The following is a 17,732-nucleotide window of genomic DNA, read 5'->3' on the forward strand; positions in this document are numbered from 1 at the left end:
CTTTGAATTATATTTTTATTCGCCGTCTTCTTTGAATACTTCAATGGTCACTTGTTTTTCTACCAGATCCGTAAATCTTCCTTTATACCTTGTAGCTCTTACCAGGTGGTTATCTATCCAGTGATAATTTCCCCCTCTCGGTTTTCCGCAAAGCACGCTGTGGTATTTGAAGCCATGCTTATCCAGCCAGTCGATTGTGATTTGTTTCAGATTTTCGGTTCTTGAAGTAAAAAAGCAGATCTGATGCCCTTCATCATACCACCTGTTGATCGTTTCCAGTGCATCAGGGTATGGTTCGCAGGTAACCATTCTTTCCGGTTCTTCGTTGGGAACGTCATCAGTAATGGTTCCGTCGATATCTATTAAGTAATTTTTTATTCCATCCTTTAGAATAGGACTAATGTGTTCAATGTATTCTAATTCCATTACTAAATATTAAGTAACAAAGTTAACGTTTTTAGAACTATCAGGCACATTAATCTTAGTTTAAGTTAAAATTTTACTATAAAAAATAATATTCAGAGAATAATATCAATAATTTATTCATTATTTCACTCAAAATAGTTAAAATTTTTCGTTTTGAATTTCTTTTTAATAAAGTGAATCAGGATTGCAGACAAACAAATCGGAAAATTGATAATTTTACTCTGTTACTTTTTGTGTTTTCTTTCATCTTGTTATCATTATTATAAAAAGCATGATGTTTAGCTAAAAATTTCCAAAATACATTTATTACCCTTACATTTGTAGGAATGGAAGAATTTGTCGTTTTAGTAAATCCTGAAGATCGGGTTTTAGGGCTGATGGAAAAGCAGCAGGCTCACATCAATGGTCTGCTGCACCGTGCTTTTTCTGTATTTCTTTTCAACAGCAAAGGAGAAATGCTTCTGCAGAAAAGGGCTTCAGGAAAGTATCATTCTCCTAATCAATGGACCAATGCCGTATGTTCACACCCAAGAGAAGGGGAAACTTATCAGCAAGGAGCAGCGCGCAGGCTGAAAGAAGAACTGGGAATCGAGACAGAACTTTCAGAAAAATTCAATTTTATTTACAAGGCGGATGTAGGCGGCGGCCTTTGGGAGCACGAGCTGGATCATGTGTTTGTAGGAAATCATGAAGCGGGTTTCAATTTAAATAAAGAGGAAGTGGATGCTGTAAGATTCATTTCTATGGAAGATCTGGATAAAGAAATTTCCGAGCATCCTGAAAACTTTACGGCATGGTTTAAAATCATCCTTGAAGAATATAAACACCATTTTTAATGATGAAAAAGATATTGTTTTTTTCTGCTCTTTTGACGGGAAGCCTTTTTTTTGCACAGAAAGCAAAGGTCTACGAAAATTCCAGTTATTCTATTAATGTTCCTGAAGGCTGGAAGTCTACCAACGACAGTGAAATAGTTAATATTTTCCCTACGAGTCAGATAGGTGCAATTACCATTTCGGAGTATCACGATCTTCCCCTTCCAAAAGAGGAAGTGAAAAAATTTATGCTGGCACTTTATCAATCACAAGACCAGGAGAGCAAAGTAAAGGAAAAAAAGAGCCAGAAAGGATATACAGAATACCTGTATGAACATTTTGACGAAAAAGAAAAGCTGTTCTGGGTAACCAAAGCTTTCCAGAAAGACAAAAACTTATATTTGGTTTCCATCAATTGTGGCCAGAAATTCTGGAACGGAAACTATATGACCCTATTCAATGAGACTTTTAACAGTTTTAAAATAAAGAAATAAAAATTAAATATGAAGAAAACAGCCTTGTACGACAAACATGTTTCTTTGGGAGCTAAGATCGTACCTTTCGCAGGTTTTGAAATGCCTGTTCAATATTCAGGGGTTACAGAAGAGCATTTTGCCGTAAGAGAAAAAGCAGGATTATTTGATGTTTCCCACATGGGACAGTTTTTCATCGAAGGGCCGGGTTCAAAAGACCTTTTACAATTTGTAACCACTAATAATGTAGATGCGCTTGAAAACGGAAAAGCTCAGTACTCCTGCCTGCCGAACGAAAACGGAGGAATTGTGGATGACCTTATCGTTTACAAAATGGAAGATGACAAATATTTCGTGGTGGTAAATGCATCCAATATTGATAAGGACTGGAATCATATTTCAAAATACAATACTTTCGGGGCTAAAATGACCAATGCTTCTGATGAAATGTCTTTATTGGCAGTTCAGGGGCCTAAAGCTACTGAGATTCTTCAAAAACTTACCGATGTCAATCTTTCCGAAATTCCTTACTACCATTTTACTGTTGGAAGTGTTGCGGGAGAAAATGATGTGATCATTTCAAATACAGGATATACAGGAAGCGGAGGTTTTGAGATTTATTTCAAAAACGAAAGTGCTGAGAAACTTTGGGATGCAGTAATGGAAGCTGGTAAAGAAGAAGGAATTATTCCTTGTGGACTGGCTGCCAGAGATACATTAAGATTAGAAAAAGGGTTTTGTCTTTACGGAAATGACATTGATGATACAACGTCTCCGATTGAAGCTGGTTTAGGGTGGATCACCAAGTTTGATAAAGACTTCGTTTCCAAAGATGTTTTCGCAAAGCAGAAAGAAGAAGGAGTTTCCAGAAAATTAGTTGGTTTCGAACTGACAGACAAAGGCGTTCCAAGACATGACTATCCTGTGGTAGATGCTGAAGGAAACGTGATCGGAAAAGTAACTTCCGGAACACAATCTCCAATGAAAAAGGTAGGTTTAGGTCTTGCTTATGTGGACAAACCTCATTTCAAATTAGGATCTGAAATCTTCATCCAGGTAAGAAACAAGAATATCCCTGCAAAAGTGGTGAAAACTCCTTTTGTATAATCTGTTCAGAATATAAAAAAAGAGGCTGTGATTTTTCACAGCCTCTTTTTTGGTTTAATAGCAGATGCAGCAGGTCTTTCTGTCAGAGGTACAGACATCTCCTGCTCCCGGTGTATTGGAAATTACACCTCCGGCAGGTCCGCATAAAATACTGCAGATAGGTAAAGAAGCAACACCTCCGTTAGCTTCTTTCATTTCTGATCTGTTAAGCTTTTTTGCTTTTGAAAAGTTTGTTTTCATATTGTACATTTTTGGTAATCGCAAATATAGCCATTCAAAAACAACTAACAATCAAATACTTACAAAAAAATATACAATCTAAATATAAAAATATCCGGCACAATAATAAAATCATTAAATCGGACAGTTTTCTTTAAGGCTGCTTATTCAATTACCCCAAAGAACTTCTGCAGTTCTTCAACATTTTTCTTATCATTTCCTACAAAAATTTCCTTATCTGTCATAAAAACAGGTCTTTTTAAAAAGGTATAATGATCCAGAAGCAATTCTTTAAAGTCTTTTTCTGTCAGAGACTTTACATCCAGGCCTCTCAGTTTGATCTGTGTAGATTTTTTACTGAATAATGCTTCGTACGATTTTGTTTTTTTATGCATTTCGGCCAATTCCTCTTTCGTGATCGGCTCTTTTTTGATTTCGCGAAGTTCCCAGCCGGTAAGGTCGAATTGGGCTAAAATTTTTCTGCAGGTATCGCATGTATTGAGATAAAATACTTTCTTCATTACGTTTTCTAAATCTGTTATTGTTAAAATTCCCTTTCATTGAAAGTTTCGTCTTTCAAAAGTAGGATTTAATCCAAAACTTTGGAAATTATTAAATAACTTTATTCAAATTTTTAAAGATGCAGAACAAGCCTATTACTTTTCAGTTTATTTCGGAGCCTTCAGATGTTAATTACGGAGGAAATGTACATGGAGGAAGTGTGATGAAATGGATCGACCAGGCCGGTTATGCATGTGCCACCACATGGAGTGGTAATTATTCCGTCACAGTGTATGTGGGCGGAATCCGTTTTTATGATCCTATCAAAATCGGGGAAGTCGTAAAAGTTGATGCCCAGGTGATTTACACCGGGACTTCAAGCATGCATATCGCCATTAATGTTTTTTCAAGAAACCTGAAACAGCCTAATTTTGAGAAAAAAACCCATTGTATCATTGTTTTTGTTGCTGTGGATGAAAATGGTAAAAAACTCCCAGTACCTAAGTGGACTCCGGAAACAGAGGAAGAAAAGCAGCTTGAAATGTATGCCAAACGCCTGATGGAGCTGAGAACACAGATTGAAGATGAAATGAAACCTTTTTTATAGAAGAATCAGAAAGGTTTTCAGGGAAAAAGTCTGCAAAATTTAGTGTGGGTATGTGTTCTGTGGTTTGATAATATAAAAGAATAAGATTCATTACCTCCATTCTGAATTCATAGACCTGCTTTTTCATATTATATTGCACAAGAAATTAAGATTAACTAATTTAGTATCAGTCCATTTAAAATATAATATGAAAAATATCCTTACAATCACAGCGGTTCTGTTGATGGCTTTTCTTCAGGCACAAACCCATAGGTTCATTTATGAACTTCAGTATAAAATGGATTCTACCGGGGCCGGATATGAAAAAGTGAATATGATCCTGGATATCACCCCGAAAGAGGTAAAGTTCTATGGAAAAGATCTCGCCATCAGAGACTCACTGAATAAAAAATTCGGGACGAACTTCAGCTATACTGATATGACCGGACAGGTGGTTAAAAGAAAGATCAATTCTTTTGATAATGAAAATTTCATCAACATTAAAAATGGATATTATACATTTAAAACTACGGATAAGATTAATTGGGCGATCGCTGATGTGATTAAAAAGGTAGAAAATTATACTTTACAAAAAGCAACTACAAAATTCGGAGGGAGAAGCTGGACGGCCTGGTTCTGTAAAGATATTCCATTTAATGAAGGGCCATTTAAACTGCGTGGGTTACCCGGTTTGATCTTTGAGCTGTCAGATGCTAAGAAAAATTTCATTTATACTCTCGTTAAAAGCAGAGAACTTCCGGAAATCTCCTCTACTTCAGATTTCCTGGAATCCAGCTTTGGTAATAAAGCAATTCCTATTAATGAGAAGCAAAAACATAAGCTGCTTATGGAGTTTTATAATGACCCTTTTGCCTTTGAAAGAAATAATATCAGCAAATCCAATAATGACCTTAGAATTAATATCAACGGAAAGGAAATTCATAATGTGGATGAACTGAATACTCAGACCAAAAGCATGCAGGAGGTCATCAGAAAATATAATAACCCGGTTGAAATCGATAAGGCGATGCATTATCCGGTATATTAAAACTATGGTTATTTTTAAGTTTGGGCTAAAGCCAATGGGATTTAAAATTTATTTGGCTGGGCTAAAGCCCACCCCTATTGATATAGTCAAACAAGGGTAAAATTTAACAAACAACATCTTTTATCTTTTATCTTTTATCTTTTATCTTTTTAGCATAATTCATATATTTGCATCATCAAAAGGAAATGGTGTTCTTCCTTACCCAACCGCTTTACAAAAGCTGATGACGCCTGATTAAAAGATTATTAACAAATAACTAATCAGGATTATTATGTCAAAAACTCAAAGAACACTTGGTAAAAAAGCAATTTTTCAGACTCATTTTTTCTTCAGAAAATTTCCGGCACTGCCTTATATTTTAAAATGGCTCTTCATCAGTATGATTACTGGAGCATTAGTGGGAACCGCTTCTGCAGGATTTCTTCAGTCTTTGGAATGGGCTACCAATTTCAGAGAAAATCATCTCTGGCTGATAGCTTTTCTTCCTGTTGCCGGATTTCTGATAGGACTGCTTTATTATTACTTCGGGAAAGATGTTGAAGCCGGAAACAACCTGTTGATTGATACAATCCATGAGCCCAAAGGCATCATTCCGTTTAAAATGGCTCCTTTTGTTTATCTGGGAACCATTGCAACGCATTTCTTTGGGGGTTCTGCAGGCCGTGAAGGAACAGCTCTTCAAATGGCAGGTGCTATTGCAGATCTGCTTACGAAACCTTTTAAACTCGACCGAAATGATCGAAAAGTATTGATTATTTCAGCGATAGCCGCCGGATTCGGCTCTGTTTTCGGAACTCCTCTGGCAGGTGCGGTTTTCGGTCTTGAAGTTTTTCTCATTGGGAGAATCCGTTACAATGCTATTTTTCCTGCATTTGCTTCGGCCATTCTTGCTGATCTGGTAACCAATCTCTGGAATGTAAAACATACCCATTATCATATTGATTTCATACCAAAACTGGAATTCCTGCCCATTCTTTACAGTATCCTGGCAGGTATTGCTTTTGGAATCTGTGCAGCAGCTTTCAGTAAAATCATCCATGGGATGGGGTCTTTTTTCAGATCAAAAATTAAATATCCCCCATTCCGACCTTTCATAGGGGGAACTATTATTGCAATTGCTGTTTTTGCGATGGGTACAACCCGCTATATCGGATTAGGAGTTCCCGTTATCCTGGAATCTTTTGAAAAACAGCTTCCATTGTATGATTTTGCTTTAAAAATGATTTTTACCATTGTCACGCTTTCTGCGGGATTCAAGGGGGGTGAAGTTACCCCGCTGTTCTTTATCGGAGCTGCTTTAGGCAGTGCTTTATCTCTTTTTATTCCTTTACCTTTCGGGTTATTGGCCGGGATGGGATTCGTTGCCGTATTTGCCGGAGCCACCAATACGCCTTTGGCCTGTATGCTGATGGGAATTGAGTTGTTTGGAGCAGAATGTGGCGTATATGCAGCCATTGCCTGTGTTGCCTCTTATCTTCTTTCCGGTCACAACAGCATTTATACAAAGCAGAAGATCGGAGAAGCAAAAAACAGAAGATATGAAAGCCAGCAGGACAGATCGATTTCTGATTTTTTATAAGGGGCTGCGGGTTTCGAGGTGCGGGTGCCTGTCATTTTTTGTTGCCTGTTGCAGGATGCCGGTTTTTATTCTTTCTTAGTCGTCTGCCTATAACCTTTAAATTTTGAAGCGAATAACCACGAATCCCGAAACTCGGAAGCTTACCACCTGAACCTTTCCATTCTCAGATTCTCCCTCTCTCAGACTCACTCCGCTTCCCATTTTCAACTATAATTCGTAATTTTACGCCATGTTCGATTACAGATTAAAAGTTTTCCATACGGTAGCTTCCCGGTTAAGTTTCACTAAGGCTTCAGAAGAGCTTCACATTTCACAGCCTGCTGTTACCAAGCATATTAAAGAAATTGAAACCCAGGTAGGCGCCAAATTATTTGACCGTAAAGGAACTTCTATTCAACTGACCCAAAGCGGTAAAATTTTGTATGAGCATGCTGAAAAGATAAGAAATATCTACCGTGACATGGAGTTTGAAATCAGTCAGATCAATCAGCAGCATAAGGGAAAACTGATTATCGGAGCAAGCACAACGGTTGCACAGTATATTTTACCTGAAATTCTGGCCAAATTTAATTCTTATTATAGAGATATCAAGATTGAACTGCTTACCGGAAATACGGAAACGATCTCAACACTTTTAAAAGAAGAAAAAATTGATCTCGGTATTATTGAAGGAGAATCACAGTCTTCTTATTTTGAATACAGGACTTTCAAACCGGATGAAATTGTTTTGGCAGCGAAATCCGATCATCCTCTTGCCCATAAAACGTTACACTTAAAAGATCTCTATCAGCTGGATCTCATCTTCAGGGAACAGGGTTCCGGAACGCTGGAGTTTATACAAAACAGGCTTAAAGAGAAAGAAATCAATATCAATGAACTGAACACCGTTATGCAGCTGGGAAGCAGTGAAAGTATTAAAAATTACCTTCTTCATTCGGAGTGTATGGCATTTCTTTCCATCAGCACGATATTGAATGAACTTAAAAATAATATCCTCACCGTCATTGATATTAAGTACTTCAGTATTGAAAGGGATTTTCATTTTATTCTTCCTAAAGGAGAACAGTCTGAACTGATTAAGCTTTTCCTGAGATTTGCAGAGCAATAAGCAAAGATATAACTTTTAGTTATCCGACATAACAAAATACAATTTACTTTGTAATACTTTATTCCGGACTTTTGGTGCAGATTTTAAAAGTTCGCATTATGAAAAATTTCATTCAGAATGAAATGACCCGGAAAGTATTCTTTATAGTTTTGGCTGTCTTATGCCTTACACCGCTTATATCTTCTCCAATTGCTCTTGCTTTGGGATTTGCCCTGGCTGTTTTTATAGGAAATCCTTTTGAAAAACATCTTCATCAATATATTCATCTGCTGCTGCAGATCTCAATTGTAGGACTCGGATTCGGATTAAAGCTGGATGAAGCTCTTAACGCGGGAAAAACGGGCCTGATGCTGACTATTGTAAGTATTGTTACCGTAATGGTTTTGGGATATTTTCTGGGAAAAATATTTAAACTGGAAAGACCCCTGTCTTATCTTTTGTCTGCAGGAACAGCTATATGTGGCGGAAGTGCCATCGCAGCGGTATCTCCCATTATTAAACCAAGCACAAAACAGATTTCCCTTGCACTGGCGATTGTTTTTACCTTAAATTCAATTGCGTTGTTTGTATATCCTGCGATAGGGCATCTGCTGAATCTTTCACAGGAGCAGTTCGGGCTTTGGTGTGCCGTGGGAATTCATGATACAAGTTCTGTAGTAGGAGCCGCAAGTAAATATGGCGATGAGGCTCTGAAAATAGCAACGACAGTGAAGCTTGCCCGTGCATTGTGGATTATCCCGGTTTCACTGATTACAATGTTTATTTTTAAAAGTAAAGGCACTAAAATAAAGATTCCATGGTTTATTGGCTACTTTATTGTGGCTATTCTTTTGAATACGTATTTCCCGGTTCTTGATCGTTTCAGTACTTCAGTCACTGTTCTGGCAAAATCCGGACTGAACCTGACCCTGTTTTTCATTGGTTCTACCCTTTCCCTTCAGACCCTGAAATCTATAGGATTAAAACCATTATTAACCGCAGTACTCCTTTGGGTTACGATAAGTGCCGGCAGTCTTCTTTACATTATCCGTTAAAAAGAGCAGCACCCTTTTGAAACCAAAAGGGTGCTGCATATTAAATGTGGAAATGTTTATTTCATATTGAAATAATTTCTTTAGATAGCAGCTTCACCACAAGTATAAACCTGAGGACAAGCGATATATTGTACGCAATACCAAGGTCCTGTTACTGATCCTGAGCAGCTGCATCCGCAAAGAGATAGATCAGGATTTCCGCTTATTCCTCCAGTAATGTTTTTCAGATCCTGCTTTCTTAATTTTTTAGCATTTTTCATAATGTTCATGAGATTTAGTTGATTAAACAATTATAGTTTTAGTTACTTTCCAAAGTTAAACAAATATTAATTACACGCAACAAAAATTAGCATAAAAATTAATAATTTACTGATTTTAATGTAATTATTACATCTAAAATAAGGAACAGCTTTTTCTTTTTTTTTAAACAGTTTAATTTATTCCGTAAATTCAAGATCCCTGTCGTGGGTTTCTGAAATGGTAAGTGAGGAATAAAATGCCAGCCCGAATACTACCACTCCTACTATGGCAGCACTTTCCACCACCGGGAAATGAGCTTTAAGAGAATCAAAAGCCAGAATCATAACAGGAACAAGGCCTCTCACCATGTTCGGAACAGTTGTCGTTGCTGTATTTCTGATATTGGTCCCAAACTGTTCTGCTGCCAATGTCACAAACATAGCCCAATATCCTGTACCGAATCCCAGCCAGACACAAAACAGATAATATTTGGTTTCCGTATTCGTATTCCCGAACAGCATGACGGCGACGCCAATCAGTGTAAAGATCAGCATGTAAAAGATGGCCATTTTGCGGGATTTTAATGCATGAGAAATGAAACCGCTCAGCAGATCACCTACAGAAATACCTACGTAAGCCCACATAATTGCTTTTCCGGGGTTGATATCCTTTATTCCTAATTCAGGGGCAAACTGGTTAGCTAAAACAGCCAGAATCCCTATGCAATACCACGTAGGTAATCCTACTGCAATACATTTTAGATACCTTATCAATCGGTCTTTATTGGTAAAGAAGGAGAGAAAATTTCCTTTTGAGACATTTTTATGCTCAATATTCTTGTAAATCCCTGATTCTGAGACGCTGATTCTCAGTATCAATAACATGATTCCCATGATCCCACCAATAATGTAAGAAATGTTCCAGCCACCAGCCAGCTCTACAGTAAGCTGGGCAACAACAGCGCCCATTAATCCGAAGCCGGCAACAACTGAGGTTCCGATCGCTCTTAAATTCTTCGGCAGGCTTTCAGAAACCAGTGTAATTCCTGCTCCAAGCTCTCCGGCAAGGCCAATACCAGCAATAAACCTTAAACCGGCATATTGGTACACTAAATGTTCTTTTGGAAAATAAGGCAGAAAACCACAGGCAATATTGGCTAAAGAATACACCAGAATAGACCCGAAGAGTACGGAAAGCCTCCCTTTCTTGTCTCCGAAAATTCCCCAGAAAACACCTCCGAGAAGAAGCCCTACCATCTGGCAGTTCAGAATAAAGGTTCCGTCTGCATCCGGATTAAGGCCCAATGCCTTTAAGCTGGGTATCCTGACAATTCCAAACAAAAGGAGATCATAGATGTCTACAAAATAGCCGAGGGCTGATATAATAACGGGAATAGAAAAAATGTACTTTAATTTTGAAGACATGGACAGTTCTTGCATTTTTAAGTTTTGATAAAAATAAAAAACCTTTCAATTTCTTGAAAGGTTTTTATCAAATATCTTTTTCTGAGTATTATCTGGCAATATTCACGGCTCTCGTTTCTCTGATCACTGTTACTTTTACCTGTCCCGGATAAGTCAGTTCATTCTGGATTTTCTCAGAGATATCGTAAGAAAGCTGGGAAGCTACTTCATCGTTTACTTTTCCGCTTTCCACCATTACTCTCAGTTCTCTACCCGCCTGGATTGCATAGGCACTGGATACTCCATCGAAGCTTAATGCTGCAGATTCAAGGTCTTTCAATCTCTGGATATAAGATTCCAGCACCTGTCTTCTTGCTCCCGGTCTTGCTCCTGAGATTGCATCGGCAACCTGAATGATCGGGGATAATAATGATTTCATTTCAATTTCGTCGTGGTGCGCTCCGATTGCGTTAACAACTTCCGGATTTTCACCGTATTTCTCAGCCCACTGCATACCTAAAAGGGCGTGTGGTAATTCTGATTCCTGCTCAGGAACTTTACCGATATCGTGTAAAAGACCTGCTCTTTTTGCTAATTTTACGTTTAATCCTAATTCAGCAGCCATCGTTGCAGCGATATTCGCAACTTCTCTTGAGTGCTGAAGTAAGTTCTGTCCGTAAGAAGAACGGTATTTCATTCTACCTACGATTTTGATCAGCTCAGGGTGTAATCCATGGATTCCTAAATCAATGATCGTTCTCTTACCTACTTCAATGATTTCCTCCTCGATCTGTTTTCTTGTTTTTTCAACCACTTCTTCGATTCTTGCCGGGTGAATTCTACCGTCAGTTACCAACCTGTGAAGGGATAGCCTTGCAATTTCTCTTCTTACCGGATCGAAACAAGAAAGAAGAATTGCTTCCGGGGTATCGTCAACAATGATTTCTACTCCTGTTACCGCTTCCAAAGCACGGATATTTCTACCTTCTCTACCGATAATTCTACCTTTTACTTCATCAGACTCAATGTTGAAAACTGATACTGAATTTTCGATAGCCTGCTCCGTCCCGATTCTCTGGATCGTTTGGATAACGATTTTTCTTGCTTCGTTTTTAGCATTCATCTGAGCTTCCTCCATAATGCTCTGAACGTGTGCCTGTGCTCTTGTCTTCGCTTCAGCTTTCATGGTTTCTACCAGTTCAGCCTTAGCTTCTTCAGCGGTATAGTTCGAAATTTTCTCAAGTATTTCGACTTTCTTAGCCGTTGCAACATCCAGTTCCTGTTGTTTTCTTTCCAGAATTTCGTTCTTCTTAGCGTAGTCAGCAATCTGCTTATCCAGATCTTTTTCAAGTTTTCCGGTCTTACTAAGCTCGTCATTCAGCTTATGTTCTTTATCCTTGATTCTTTTCTCAATCTCCTGCATTTTCTTTTCGCGGGCCTGAATGTCAGCGTCATGCTGTGATTTCAGTTCCAGGAATTTTTCTTTTGCCTGGAGATTCTTTTCTTTCTTTATGGATTCAGCCTGTACATTAGCTTTTTCTATAAGGTTTTCGGCATTTTTCTTGGCATCATCTATGATGAATTTTGCTTTAGTATTCAGAGAACTTCTGGAAAAAAACATTCCCACTACGGCTCCGATTACCAAACAAACAACACCGACTATAACTTCTATCATAATATATATTGAGTTTTAATTGTATTCATATCTAAATAAAAAAGCCTACAATAATCCAGAGATTGAGAGTAAACTCCTAATCAACACGATTTGAACTGATTTCCACTGTCTGTAATCCGGAAGCCCGGCACGCCATTCAATGGACATTTGTTCGGTAATTGTTTAGCGTTGAGTTTACCTTTAATGTGTTAGAATTATTGTAGGCAGTAATTTTTCAGGAAAAAAAATCTATTTCCCGATTTCATTCAGCGATTGATTAATCTGCGTTAATCTTTCGTTGGTAGAATTAATATTTTTCTCGTAGTTAAGAGAAACCACTTCTGCATTGGTTCCCAGTTTAAGGGCACACATAGCCAAAGCATCCTGTTTATCTCTTACATCGAAGTTCTGTTCAAAATCTTTAATCATATTCTCGATCTGCTTCCCTACTTTGCGCAAAGTTTCTTCCTCTGCTGCCGGTACGTTCAGCGGATACACTCTTCCTGCAATGTTGACGGTTATTCTCCTTATCTCCATTATAATCCACTGTTTTGAAGCTGAGCAATACAGAAATCAATTTCTTTTACCAATCTGTTGATATGGTTTTTCATTAATCTATTGTGTTCAGGATTTCCTGATATTGCTGAATAAAGTTTTATATTTTTTTGTTCTTCTGCTAATACCTGATTTTTTCTTCTTTCTTCATCATACTTCTTCTTCAACTCTTCATGCTCAATACTTAATTCTTTTAAATTTTCCGTAAGATTTTTATAGTTCTTTTGCAGAGTCGAAATCTTTCTCTCTAATTCTGAAAAATTATTTTCTAAATCTTGAAGCATTTCAGGTTTGTATATTCTAACTAAAAGCAAAAATAAAAAAATAATAACACTAACAAAAATAAAACGCTCTATATTTTGATATATAAACAAAAAAGGAGGCGCCAGAGCGTCTCCCATGTATTTTCCAGTGAAAATTTTTATTCAAATTTCAGCACGAACATTACTGCTCTTGTCTGTAATGTAGAAACAGCAGATGCCCAGTAAGGAGGTGTAGTCGCGTTATCCGCCACTTTCTCATTGTTCATGAAGAATGTTCCTCTGATTGCAGGAGTCAGTTTAAACTTGTTGAAATAAAACTGGATTCCCATTTCTGCAGACCATGCAAAGTTGTGCGTGGTAGATCTGAAGATACCCTGCATGTTATCATCGGTAGAAGTTGCATTAGACTGCAGGTTTACTACATAGTTCACCCCTGCTGCAACGTAAGGTCTTGAGTTATACCATCTTTGTCCGTGAAGCTCCAAAAGTACCGGAATATCAATTAATGTGGATTTAATTTCTCTTACTTTATCCTTTTCCTGTAAAGGGAACGGTATGAAGGGATCATTCGTTAAAGATCCGCCTGCATAAATATCATTGGATTGAGTATTAAAAGTCAACTGTCTTTGTGCAAACTGTAAACCTGGCTCTATTCTTACGTCTAGATAGTCGTTCAGTCTCCATTTTGCAATAAGCCCGGCACCGAAACTATAACTTTCCTTGGAGGTAACAAGGTTTTCATTATCATTCATCCCATATTTCGGATGTAAAACAATGCGGTAATCCAGTCTGTTCCCGTTCAAATAAAACCCCCAACTGAATTTCTGTTCGTCGAAATCTTCCAGCTTATCCATTCTGTTTCGGGTTCTGAATTGCGCGTTTGCAAAAACGGCAACATTTACTGAGGTTAAAACCAGTGCTTTTAATAGAAATTTATTCATAGGTTACTTTGTTGCTTTATAAATTGTGGCTATACCTAAACTTAATTTTTTATATTCAACTTTCTTAAATCCCGTATCTAAAAGAATTTGCTTCATCTTCTCCCCGAAAGGAAAAGCATTTACAGAATCCGGAAGGTATGTATATGCCCTATTATCCTTGGAAACCAGCCTGCCAATCGCAGGCAATATATTTTTGAAATAAAACATATACAATGGCCCCATGAAACCCTCAACCTTTGAAAACTCCAGTATATAAACACTTTTGTTATCTTTAACTACTCTTCTTAACTCTGCCAAACCTTTGGTAAGGTTCTCAAAATTCCTTACTCCAAATGCAACGGAAACCGCATCAAATCTATTGTCCTCAAAAGGTAAATTTTCTGCATCTCCTTTTTGCATGGAAATTTTGCCGTCTAATTTAAGTTTTTTTATTTTAATAACGCCAACATTCAGCATTTGTTGTGATAAATCTAATCCGACTACTTTAGAACCGGTTCCTTTTTCTATAGTAATAGCCAGATCTCCCGTTCCTGTAGCCACATCCAGCACTTCCTGCGGATTATCATTTTTCATCCATTTTACCAGTTTATTTCTCCATAAAACATCAATTTTCATGGATAAAACATGGTTCAGAAGGTCGTACTTCGGTGCAATGTTGTCGAACATATCCTCTACCTGGCTTTTTTTCGTAGCCTCTGAATTGTAGGGAGTAACTTTGGTAATATCTTTTGTCAAAACTTAAAACTTGTAATATTCTTTGTAATAATTTAGGTAATCCTGCTTTCTGAAGATTTTGGATCTTGATTCCACTTTCTGGATATTCTTGATCACTTTGTCATAGTCTTCATCCACATTGTAATAAAAATCTTCTGTGTAAAGCTTGTTGAAGCGTTTCGCTCCTCCGTAATAATCTTTTCCGTCAATAACTGTTTTATCAAGTGCTGTCAGTAGCGAATCCTTTTTAAGGTTGTATCCGTAGTACTGATCATTGATATAGTAATCCTGGTGGGTAATATTGATCAGACCGCGAAGCTTGTTGACTTCAAATGCCGAATCGTACAGCATTTTTTTATTCTGATCAAAAACCTGAATAGAGTTTTTCCCCTTATTCAAATCCACATGCACATACTGCCCCGCTGAAATAACGCCTTCAGATCCGTTATTGATCTTGAAATAATAGGTATTCGGGGTAGGATTATCTACAACATAATAATTCTTCTTGGCTAAAAAAAGGAAGTAGATCCCAAAGGCAACGATAAACGCCACAGCTGCAATAAGTAAGCCTTTTAAGGACGAGTTGTTTTTCATAGATTGTAAAGTACAATTTTTGCAAATTTAATAATATTTTTAATTCTCCGTTATTAATATTAATTATTAACTTTGCAACTTTAAAAAAATCATATAAACGAATGCCGAATACGATCATTATTGGCTCTGGATGTTATATTCCGAACAGAGTTATTGGTAGAGATTACTTCATGAATTCTGAGTTCTACACTGAAGACGGAGTAAAGATTGAAAAGCCTGTGGAAGAAACCATTGCGAAATTTGTAGAGATTACAGAAATCGAAAACAGGAGATTCATTGAGGATCATCTTTCCAACTCACAAATCGGTTATGAAGCTGCAAAAATTGCCCTTGAGGATGCAAAAGTAGATGGCGAGGACCTGGATTATATTATTTATGCAAGCAATTTCGGGGAAGTTACTGAACACGGATATGCTGATTTTATGCCTACCATGGCAGCGAGAGTGAAGAACAAACTGGGAATCAAAAACAGAAAGTGCGTAACCTACGATATGCTTTTCGGATGCCCTGGATGGGTAGAAGCCATGATCCTGGCAGATAACCTGATTAAAGCCAAAGTAGCCAAAACGATCTTGGTAATAGGAGGTGAAACATTAAGCCGCGTAACAGATCCGCATGACAGAAACAGAATGATTTTTGCTGATGGTGCAGGAGCTGTAGTCGTAAAAGCAACTGATGAAGAAAATGTGGGAATTATCGCTCACAATACGATCTGTGACAATGGCCCGGAACTGAACTATCTTGAAAACGCTCCTTCCATCAATAAAGAAGTAGATCAAAGACGTCTGTATGTAAGAATGTTAGGAAGAAAAATCTATGAGTATGCTTTAAAAAATGTACCGGTTGCGATTAAGGATACCATTACCGATGCCGGTCTTTCTATTGAAGATATAGACAAAATCTTAATTCACCAGGCAAATGCTAAAATGGATTATGCAATGATCGAAAGGCTTCACAAGCTTTATGATGTGAAAGAATACGATCATGCCATCTCACCTATGACCATTCAGGATTTCGGAAACACTTCTGTAGCAACGATTCCTACCATGTATGATTTAATAATTAAAGGAAAAATGGAGGGTCAATCGTTTAAAGAAAAAGGTAACATTGTGATGACTTCGGTAGGTGCCGGAATGAACATCAATGCTATCGTATACAGATTTCCTTAAAAATATTTAATAAAACAAAAAAATATAAAGCACAGGGAAGTTATTCTTTGTGCTTTTTTTGACCAGACATGCAAAAGAATTTTTTAATCATTGCCGGAATCTTCCTGTTTTTGGAAGTGTACATTTACCAGGCTGTCAGAACACTTACCGATAACCTGTGGATCAAAATCGGATATTGGGTTATATCATTAGCTGTATATGGAATCTTCGCTTATGAAGTTACCCATTACCAGCGATCAGACAGAAGCATGGTAAGGGCCCAGATCATGATTTCATTATTTTTGATTTTTATCCTTCCGAAAATTTTCGTGGTTCTGTTTTTATTAATTGATGATATCATCAGAATCGGAGGCTACCTTATCGGTTTTTCCAAACCTTCGGAAAATTTCTTCCCGGAAAGAAGGAAATTCTTGAGCCTTGTGGGACTGGGAATGAGCGGAGTCCTTTCTGCCCTTTTCATAGATGGAATTACGTTTGGAAAGTACAGGCATAAAGTAAGAAGGGTAAGGGTAAATTTTACCAATCTTCCGAAAAGCTTTAAAGGATATAAGATCATTCAGATTTCGGATGTTCACAGCGGGAGCTTCTCTGATCCTAGCAAATTAGAGCATGCCATTGAGCTGATCAATGAACAAAAGCCCGACCTGGTATTATTTACCGGAGATATGGTAAATAATGTTGCGGATGAGTTCAAACCATTTATACCCCTGTTTTCTAAAATTCAGGCTAAAGACGGTAAGTTTGCAGTCTTAGGCAACCATGACTACGGAGATTATGTGACATGGGCATCACCTGCTGCCAAAAAAGAAAATCTTGACACCCTGATCCGTTATGAAAAACAAGCCGGATTTGACATGCTGAGAAATGAGCACAGGGTTATTGAAAAAAACGGAGAAAAACTCTATATACTGGGTGTTGAGAACTGGGGATTAAAACCATTCCCTCAATTCGGAAAAATAGATGACGCCTTAAAAGATGTACCGGAATCCGCCACGAAGATCCTGATGAGCCATGACCCTACCCACTTTGATTATGTGGTAAAAAAACACCCTGCAAACATCCATTTAACCCTTTCAGGACATACCCATGGAATGCAGTTTGGTCTGGATCTTAAAAATGTAAAATGGTCACCGGTACAATACAAGTATCCTAAATGGGCGGATTTATATGAAAGTGAAGGAAAGCTGCTGTATGTCAACAGAGGATTCGGAGTATTGGGATATCCGGGAAGAGTGGGTGTATTGCCGGAGATTACGCTTTTTGAACTGAGTTAGAGAGCGGTTATTGGTTGCTGGTTGTTTGG

At 37.7% G+C, this 17,732-nt stretch carries 21 protein-coding genes and 1 riboswitch; of the genes, 10 read left to right on the forward strand and 11 right to left on the reverse strand.

All coding sequences use genetic code 11. The annotated features are described in order from the left end of the window. Nucleotides 1–15 precede the first annotated feature (15 nt). Nucleotides 16–426, reverse strand: coding sequence for an LNS2 domain-containing protein (locus ACR1PO_RS12415; protein ID WP_002980498.1), 411 nt, complete (start codon nucleotides 424–426; stop codon nucleotides 16–18). 326 nt (nucleotides 427–752) lie between these two features. Between ACR1PO_RS12415 and idi the strand changes: the two genes are divergently transcribed. The 3 genes from idi to gcvT are packed head-to-tail and all read left to right on the forward strand — an operon-like array spanning nucleotide 753 to nucleotide 2,821. After that, nucleotides 753–1,262, forward strand: coding sequence for an isopentenyl-diphosphate Delta-isomerase (gene idi, locus ACR1PO_RS12420; RefSeq protein ID WP_332388481.1), 510 nt, complete (start codon nucleotides 753–755; stop codon nucleotides 1,260–1,262). Next, on the forward strand, nucleotides 1,262–1,735 hold the full coding sequence (locus ACR1PO_RS12425) for a hypothetical protein (protein WP_332388482.1): 474 nt from the start codon (nucleotides 1,262–1,264) through the stop codon (nucleotides 1,733–1,735). The genes idi and ACR1PO_RS12425 overlap by 1 nt, the downstream gene beginning before the upstream one ends. 9 nt (nucleotides 1,736–1,744) lie before the next feature. After that, nucleotides 1,745–2,821, forward strand: a complete 1,077-nt coding sequence (gene gcvT, locus ACR1PO_RS12430) for a glycine cleavage system aminomethyltransferase GcvT (protein WP_433986956.1) — start codon at nucleotides 1,745–1,747, stop codon at nucleotides 2,819–2,821. A 54-nt stretch (nucleotides 2,822–2,875) separates the two neighbouring features. Here the strand turns inward: gcvT and ACR1PO_RS12435 are convergent, their stop codons facing one another. Both ACR1PO_RS12435 and ACR1PO_RS12440 read right to left on the reverse strand, forming a co-directional pair. Next, nucleotides 2,876–3,061 carry a hypothetical protein gene (locus tag ACR1PO_RS12435; protein ID WP_332388484.1) on the reverse strand — a complete coding sequence of 62 codons (186 nt, stop codon included), beginning with the start codon at nucleotides 3,059–3,061 and terminating at the stop codon, nucleotides 2,876–2,878. A 143-nt stretch (nucleotides 3,062–3,204) separates the two neighbouring features. Continuing rightward, nucleotides 3,205–3,561 (reverse strand): arsenate reductase family protein, encoded by a 357-nt coding sequence (locus ACR1PO_RS12440; RefSeq protein WP_332388485.1) that lies wholly within the window; start codon nucleotides 3,559–3,561, stop codon nucleotides 3,205–3,207. Between the two features lie 119 nt (nucleotides 3,562–3,680). On the opposite strand from ACR1PO_RS12440, the gene ACR1PO_RS12445 reads away from it, so the two are divergent. The 5 genes from ACR1PO_RS12445 to ACR1PO_RS12465 all read left to right on the forward strand — a co-directional run bounded on the left by ACR1PO_RS12445 (nucleotide 3,681) and on the right by ACR1PO_RS12465 (nucleotide 8,896). After that, nucleotides 3,681–4,148: an acyl-CoA thioesterase gene (locus ACR1PO_RS12445; protein ID WP_002980508.1), complete on the forward strand. Its 468-nt coding sequence runs from the start codon at nucleotides 3,681–3,683 to the stop codon at nucleotides 4,146–4,148. Nucleotides 4,149–4,335: 187 nt separating this feature from the next. Next, nucleotides 4,336–5,175, forward strand: a complete 840-nt coding sequence (locus ACR1PO_RS12450) for a GLPGLI family protein (protein ID WP_433986957.1) — start codon at nucleotides 4,336–4,338, stop codon at nucleotides 5,173–5,175. 172 nt (nucleotides 5,176–5,347) lie between these two features. Next, nucleotides 5,348–5,415: riboswitch (Fluoride riboswitch) on the forward strand. 31 nt (nucleotides 5,416–5,446) lie between these two features. Further along, a complete protein-coding gene (locus tag ACR1PO_RS12455) occupies nucleotides 5,447–6,754 on the forward strand; it encodes a voltage-gated chloride channel family protein (RefSeq protein WP_433986958.1) in 1,308 nt (435 codons plus the stop codon). A gap of 229 nt (nucleotides 6,755–6,983) precedes the next feature. Continuing rightward, a complete protein-coding gene (locus ACR1PO_RS12460) occupies nucleotides 6,984–7,862 on the forward strand; it encodes a LysR family transcriptional regulator (protein ID WP_332388488.1) in 879 nt (292 codons plus the stop codon). Nucleotides 7,863–7,960: 98 nt separating this feature from the next. Continuing rightward, entirely contained in the window at nucleotides 7,961–8,896 is a 936-nt protein-coding gene (locus tag ACR1PO_RS12465; protein ID WP_332388489.1) for a YeiH family protein, read from the forward strand. Nucleotides 8,897–8,976: 80 nt separating this feature from the next. Here the strand turns inward: ACR1PO_RS12465 and ACR1PO_RS12470 are convergent, their stop codons facing one another. From ACR1PO_RS12470 to ACR1PO_RS12505, 8 genes are all read right to left on the reverse strand, one after another. After that, nucleotides 8,977–9,156 (reverse strand): hypothetical protein, encoded by a 180-nt coding sequence (locus ACR1PO_RS12470; protein WP_209785223.1) that lies wholly within the window; start codon nucleotides 9,154–9,156, stop codon nucleotides 8,977–8,979. A gap of 177 nt (nucleotides 9,157–9,333) precedes the next feature. Further along, nucleotides 9,334–10,575, reverse strand: coding sequence for an MFS transporter (locus ACR1PO_RS12475; RefSeq protein ID WP_332388490.1), 1,242 nt, complete (start codon nucleotides 10,573–10,575; stop codon nucleotides 9,334–9,336). Between the two features lie 73 nt (nucleotides 10,576–10,648). After that, on the reverse strand, nucleotides 10,649–12,214 hold the full coding sequence (gene rny / locus ACR1PO_RS12480; RefSeq protein WP_332388491.1) for a ribonuclease Y: 1,566 nt from the start codon (nucleotides 12,212–12,214) through the stop codon (nucleotides 10,649–10,651). Nucleotides 12,215–12,442: 228 nt separating this feature from the next. After that, complete coding sequence (locus ACR1PO_RS12485) at nucleotides 12,443–12,730, reverse strand: cell division protein ZapA (RefSeq protein ID WP_077415090.1); 288 nt, start codon at nucleotides 12,728–12,730, stop codon at nucleotides 12,443–12,445. Further along, nucleotides 12,730–13,149, reverse strand: coding sequence for a V-type ATPase subunit a family protein (locus ACR1PO_RS12490; protein ID WP_232723173.1), 420 nt, complete (start codon nucleotides 13,147–13,149; stop codon nucleotides 12,730–12,732). Before ACR1PO_RS12490 ends, ACR1PO_RS12485 begins: the two co-directional genes overlap by 1 nt. Before the next feature lie 20 nt (nucleotides 13,150–13,169). Further along, nucleotides 13,170–13,952, reverse strand: a complete 783-nt coding sequence (gene porT, locus ACR1PO_RS12495; RefSeq protein WP_002980527.1) for a type IX secretion/gliding motility protein PorT/SprT — start codon at nucleotides 13,950–13,952, stop codon at nucleotides 13,170–13,172. A gap of 3 nt (nucleotides 13,953–13,955) precedes the next feature. Continuing rightward, nucleotides 13,956–14,687 carry a bifunctional demethylmenaquinone methyltransferase/2-methoxy-6-polyprenyl-1,4-benzoquinol methylase UbiE gene (gene ubiE / locus ACR1PO_RS12500; protein ID WP_066699084.1) on the reverse strand — a complete coding sequence of 244 codons (732 nt, stop codon included), beginning with the start codon at nucleotides 14,685–14,687 and terminating at the stop codon, nucleotides 13,956–13,958. A gap of 3 nt (nucleotides 14,688–14,690) precedes the next feature. After that, nucleotides 14,691–15,260, reverse strand: a complete 570-nt coding sequence (locus ACR1PO_RS12505; protein ID WP_332388493.1) for a hypothetical protein — start codon at nucleotides 15,258–15,260, stop codon at nucleotides 14,691–14,693. A gap of 101 nt (nucleotides 15,261–15,361) precedes the next feature. On the opposite strand from ACR1PO_RS12505, the gene ACR1PO_RS12510 reads away from it, so the two are divergent. Together ACR1PO_RS12510 and ACR1PO_RS12515 are read left to right on the forward strand one after the other, a co-directional pair. After that, nucleotides 15,362–16,429, forward strand: a complete 1,068-nt coding sequence (locus ACR1PO_RS12510; protein ID WP_002980530.1) for a 3-oxoacyl-ACP synthase III family protein — start codon at nucleotides 15,362–15,364, stop codon at nucleotides 16,427–16,429. A 68-nt stretch (nucleotides 16,430–16,497) separates the two neighbouring features. After that, entirely contained in the window at nucleotides 16,498–17,703 is a 1,206-nt protein-coding gene (locus tag ACR1PO_RS12515; RefSeq protein WP_433986959.1) for a metallophosphoesterase, read from the forward strand. Nucleotides 17,704–17,732: the final 29 nt, after the last annotated feature.

This window comes from Chryseobacterium amylolyticum (genome assembly GCF_051011775.1).
In the GTDB taxonomy this organism is placed as follows: Bacteria; Bacteroidota; Bacteroidia; order Flavobacteriales; family Weeksellaceae; genus Chryseobacterium.

What these genes read in the sequence shown, in the direction of transcription:
- ACR1PO_RS12465 (WP_332388489.1), top strand. Translation starts at nt 7,961, where the DNA reads ATGAAAAATTTCATTCAGAATGAAATGACCCGGAAAGTATTCTTTATA.
- ACR1PO_RS12415 (WP_002980498.1), bottom strand. Translation starts at nt 426, where the DNA reads ATGGAATTAGAATACATTGAACACATTAGTCCTATTCTAAAGGATGGA.
- ACR1PO_RS12470 (WP_209785223.1), bottom strand. Translation starts at nt 9,156, where the DNA reads ATGAAAAATGCTAAAAAATTAAGAAAGCAGGATCTGAAAAACATTACT.
- ACR1PO_RS12510 (WP_002980530.1), top strand. Translation starts at nt 15,362, where the DNA reads ATGCCGAATACGATCATTATTGGCTCTGGATGTTATATTCCGAACAGA.
- ACR1PO_RS12450 (WP_433986957.1), top strand. Translation starts at nt 4,336, where the DNA reads ATGAAAAATATCCTTACAATCACAGCGGTTCTGTTGATGGCTTTTCTT.
- ACR1PO_RS12515 (WP_433986959.1), top strand. Translation starts at nt 16,498, where the DNA reads ATGCAAAAGAATTTTTTAATCATTGCCGGAATCTTCCTGTTTTTGGAA.
- ACR1PO_RS12425 (WP_332388482.1), top strand. Translation starts at nt 1,262, where the DNA reads ATGATGAAAAAGATATTGTTTTTTTCTGCTCTTTTGACGGGAAGCCTT.
- idi (WP_332388481.1), top strand. Translation starts at nt 753, where the DNA reads ATGGAAGAATTTGTCGTTTTAGTAAATCCTGAAGATCGGGTTTTAGGG.
- ACR1PO_RS12440 (WP_332388485.1), bottom strand. Translation starts at nt 3,561, where the DNA reads ATGAAGAAAGTATTTTATCTCAATACATGCGATACCTGCAGAAAAATT.
- porT (WP_002980527.1), bottom strand. Translation starts at nt 13,952, where the DNA reads ATGAATAAATTTCTATTAAAAGCACTGGTTTTAACCTCAGTAAATGTT.
- ACR1PO_RS12435 (WP_332388484.1), bottom strand. Translation starts at nt 3,061, where the DNA reads ATGAAAACAAACTTTTCAAAAGCAAAAAAGCTTAACAGATCAGAAATG.
- gcvT (WP_433986956.1), top strand. Translation starts at nt 1,745, where the DNA reads ATGAAGAAAACAGCCTTGTACGACAAACATGTTTCTTTGGGAGCTAAG.
- ACR1PO_RS12485 (WP_077415090.1), bottom strand. Translation starts at nt 12,730, where the DNA reads ATGGAGATAAGGAGAATAACCGTCAACATTGCAGGAAGAGTGTATCCG.
- ACR1PO_RS12445 (WP_002980508.1), top strand. Translation starts at nt 3,681, where the DNA reads ATGCAGAACAAGCCTATTACTTTTCAGTTTATTTCGGAGCCTTCAGAT.
- ACR1PO_RS12460 (WP_332388488.1), top strand. Translation starts at nt 6,984, where the DNA reads ATGTTCGATTACAGATTAAAAGTTTTCCATACGGTAGCTTCCCGGTTA.
- ACR1PO_RS12505 (WP_332388493.1), bottom strand. Translation starts at nt 15,260, where the DNA reads ATGAAAAACAACTCGTCCTTAAAAGGCTTACTTATTGCAGCTGTGGCG.
- ACR1PO_RS12490 (WP_232723173.1), bottom strand. Translation starts at nt 13,149, where the DNA reads ATGGGAGACGCTCTGGCGCCTCCTTTTTTGTTTATATATCAAAATATA.
- ACR1PO_RS12455 (WP_433986958.1), top strand. Translation starts at nt 5,447, where the DNA reads ATGTCAAAAACTCAAAGAACACTTGGTAAAAAAGCAATTTTTCAGACT.
- rny (WP_332388491.1), bottom strand. Translation starts at nt 12,214, where the DNA reads ATGATAGAAGTTATAGTCGGTGTTGTTTGTTTGGTAATCGGAGCCGTA.
- ACR1PO_RS12475 (WP_332388490.1), bottom strand. Translation starts at nt 10,575, where the DNA reads ATGCAAGAACTGTCCATGTCTTCAAAATTAAAGTACATTTTTTCTATT.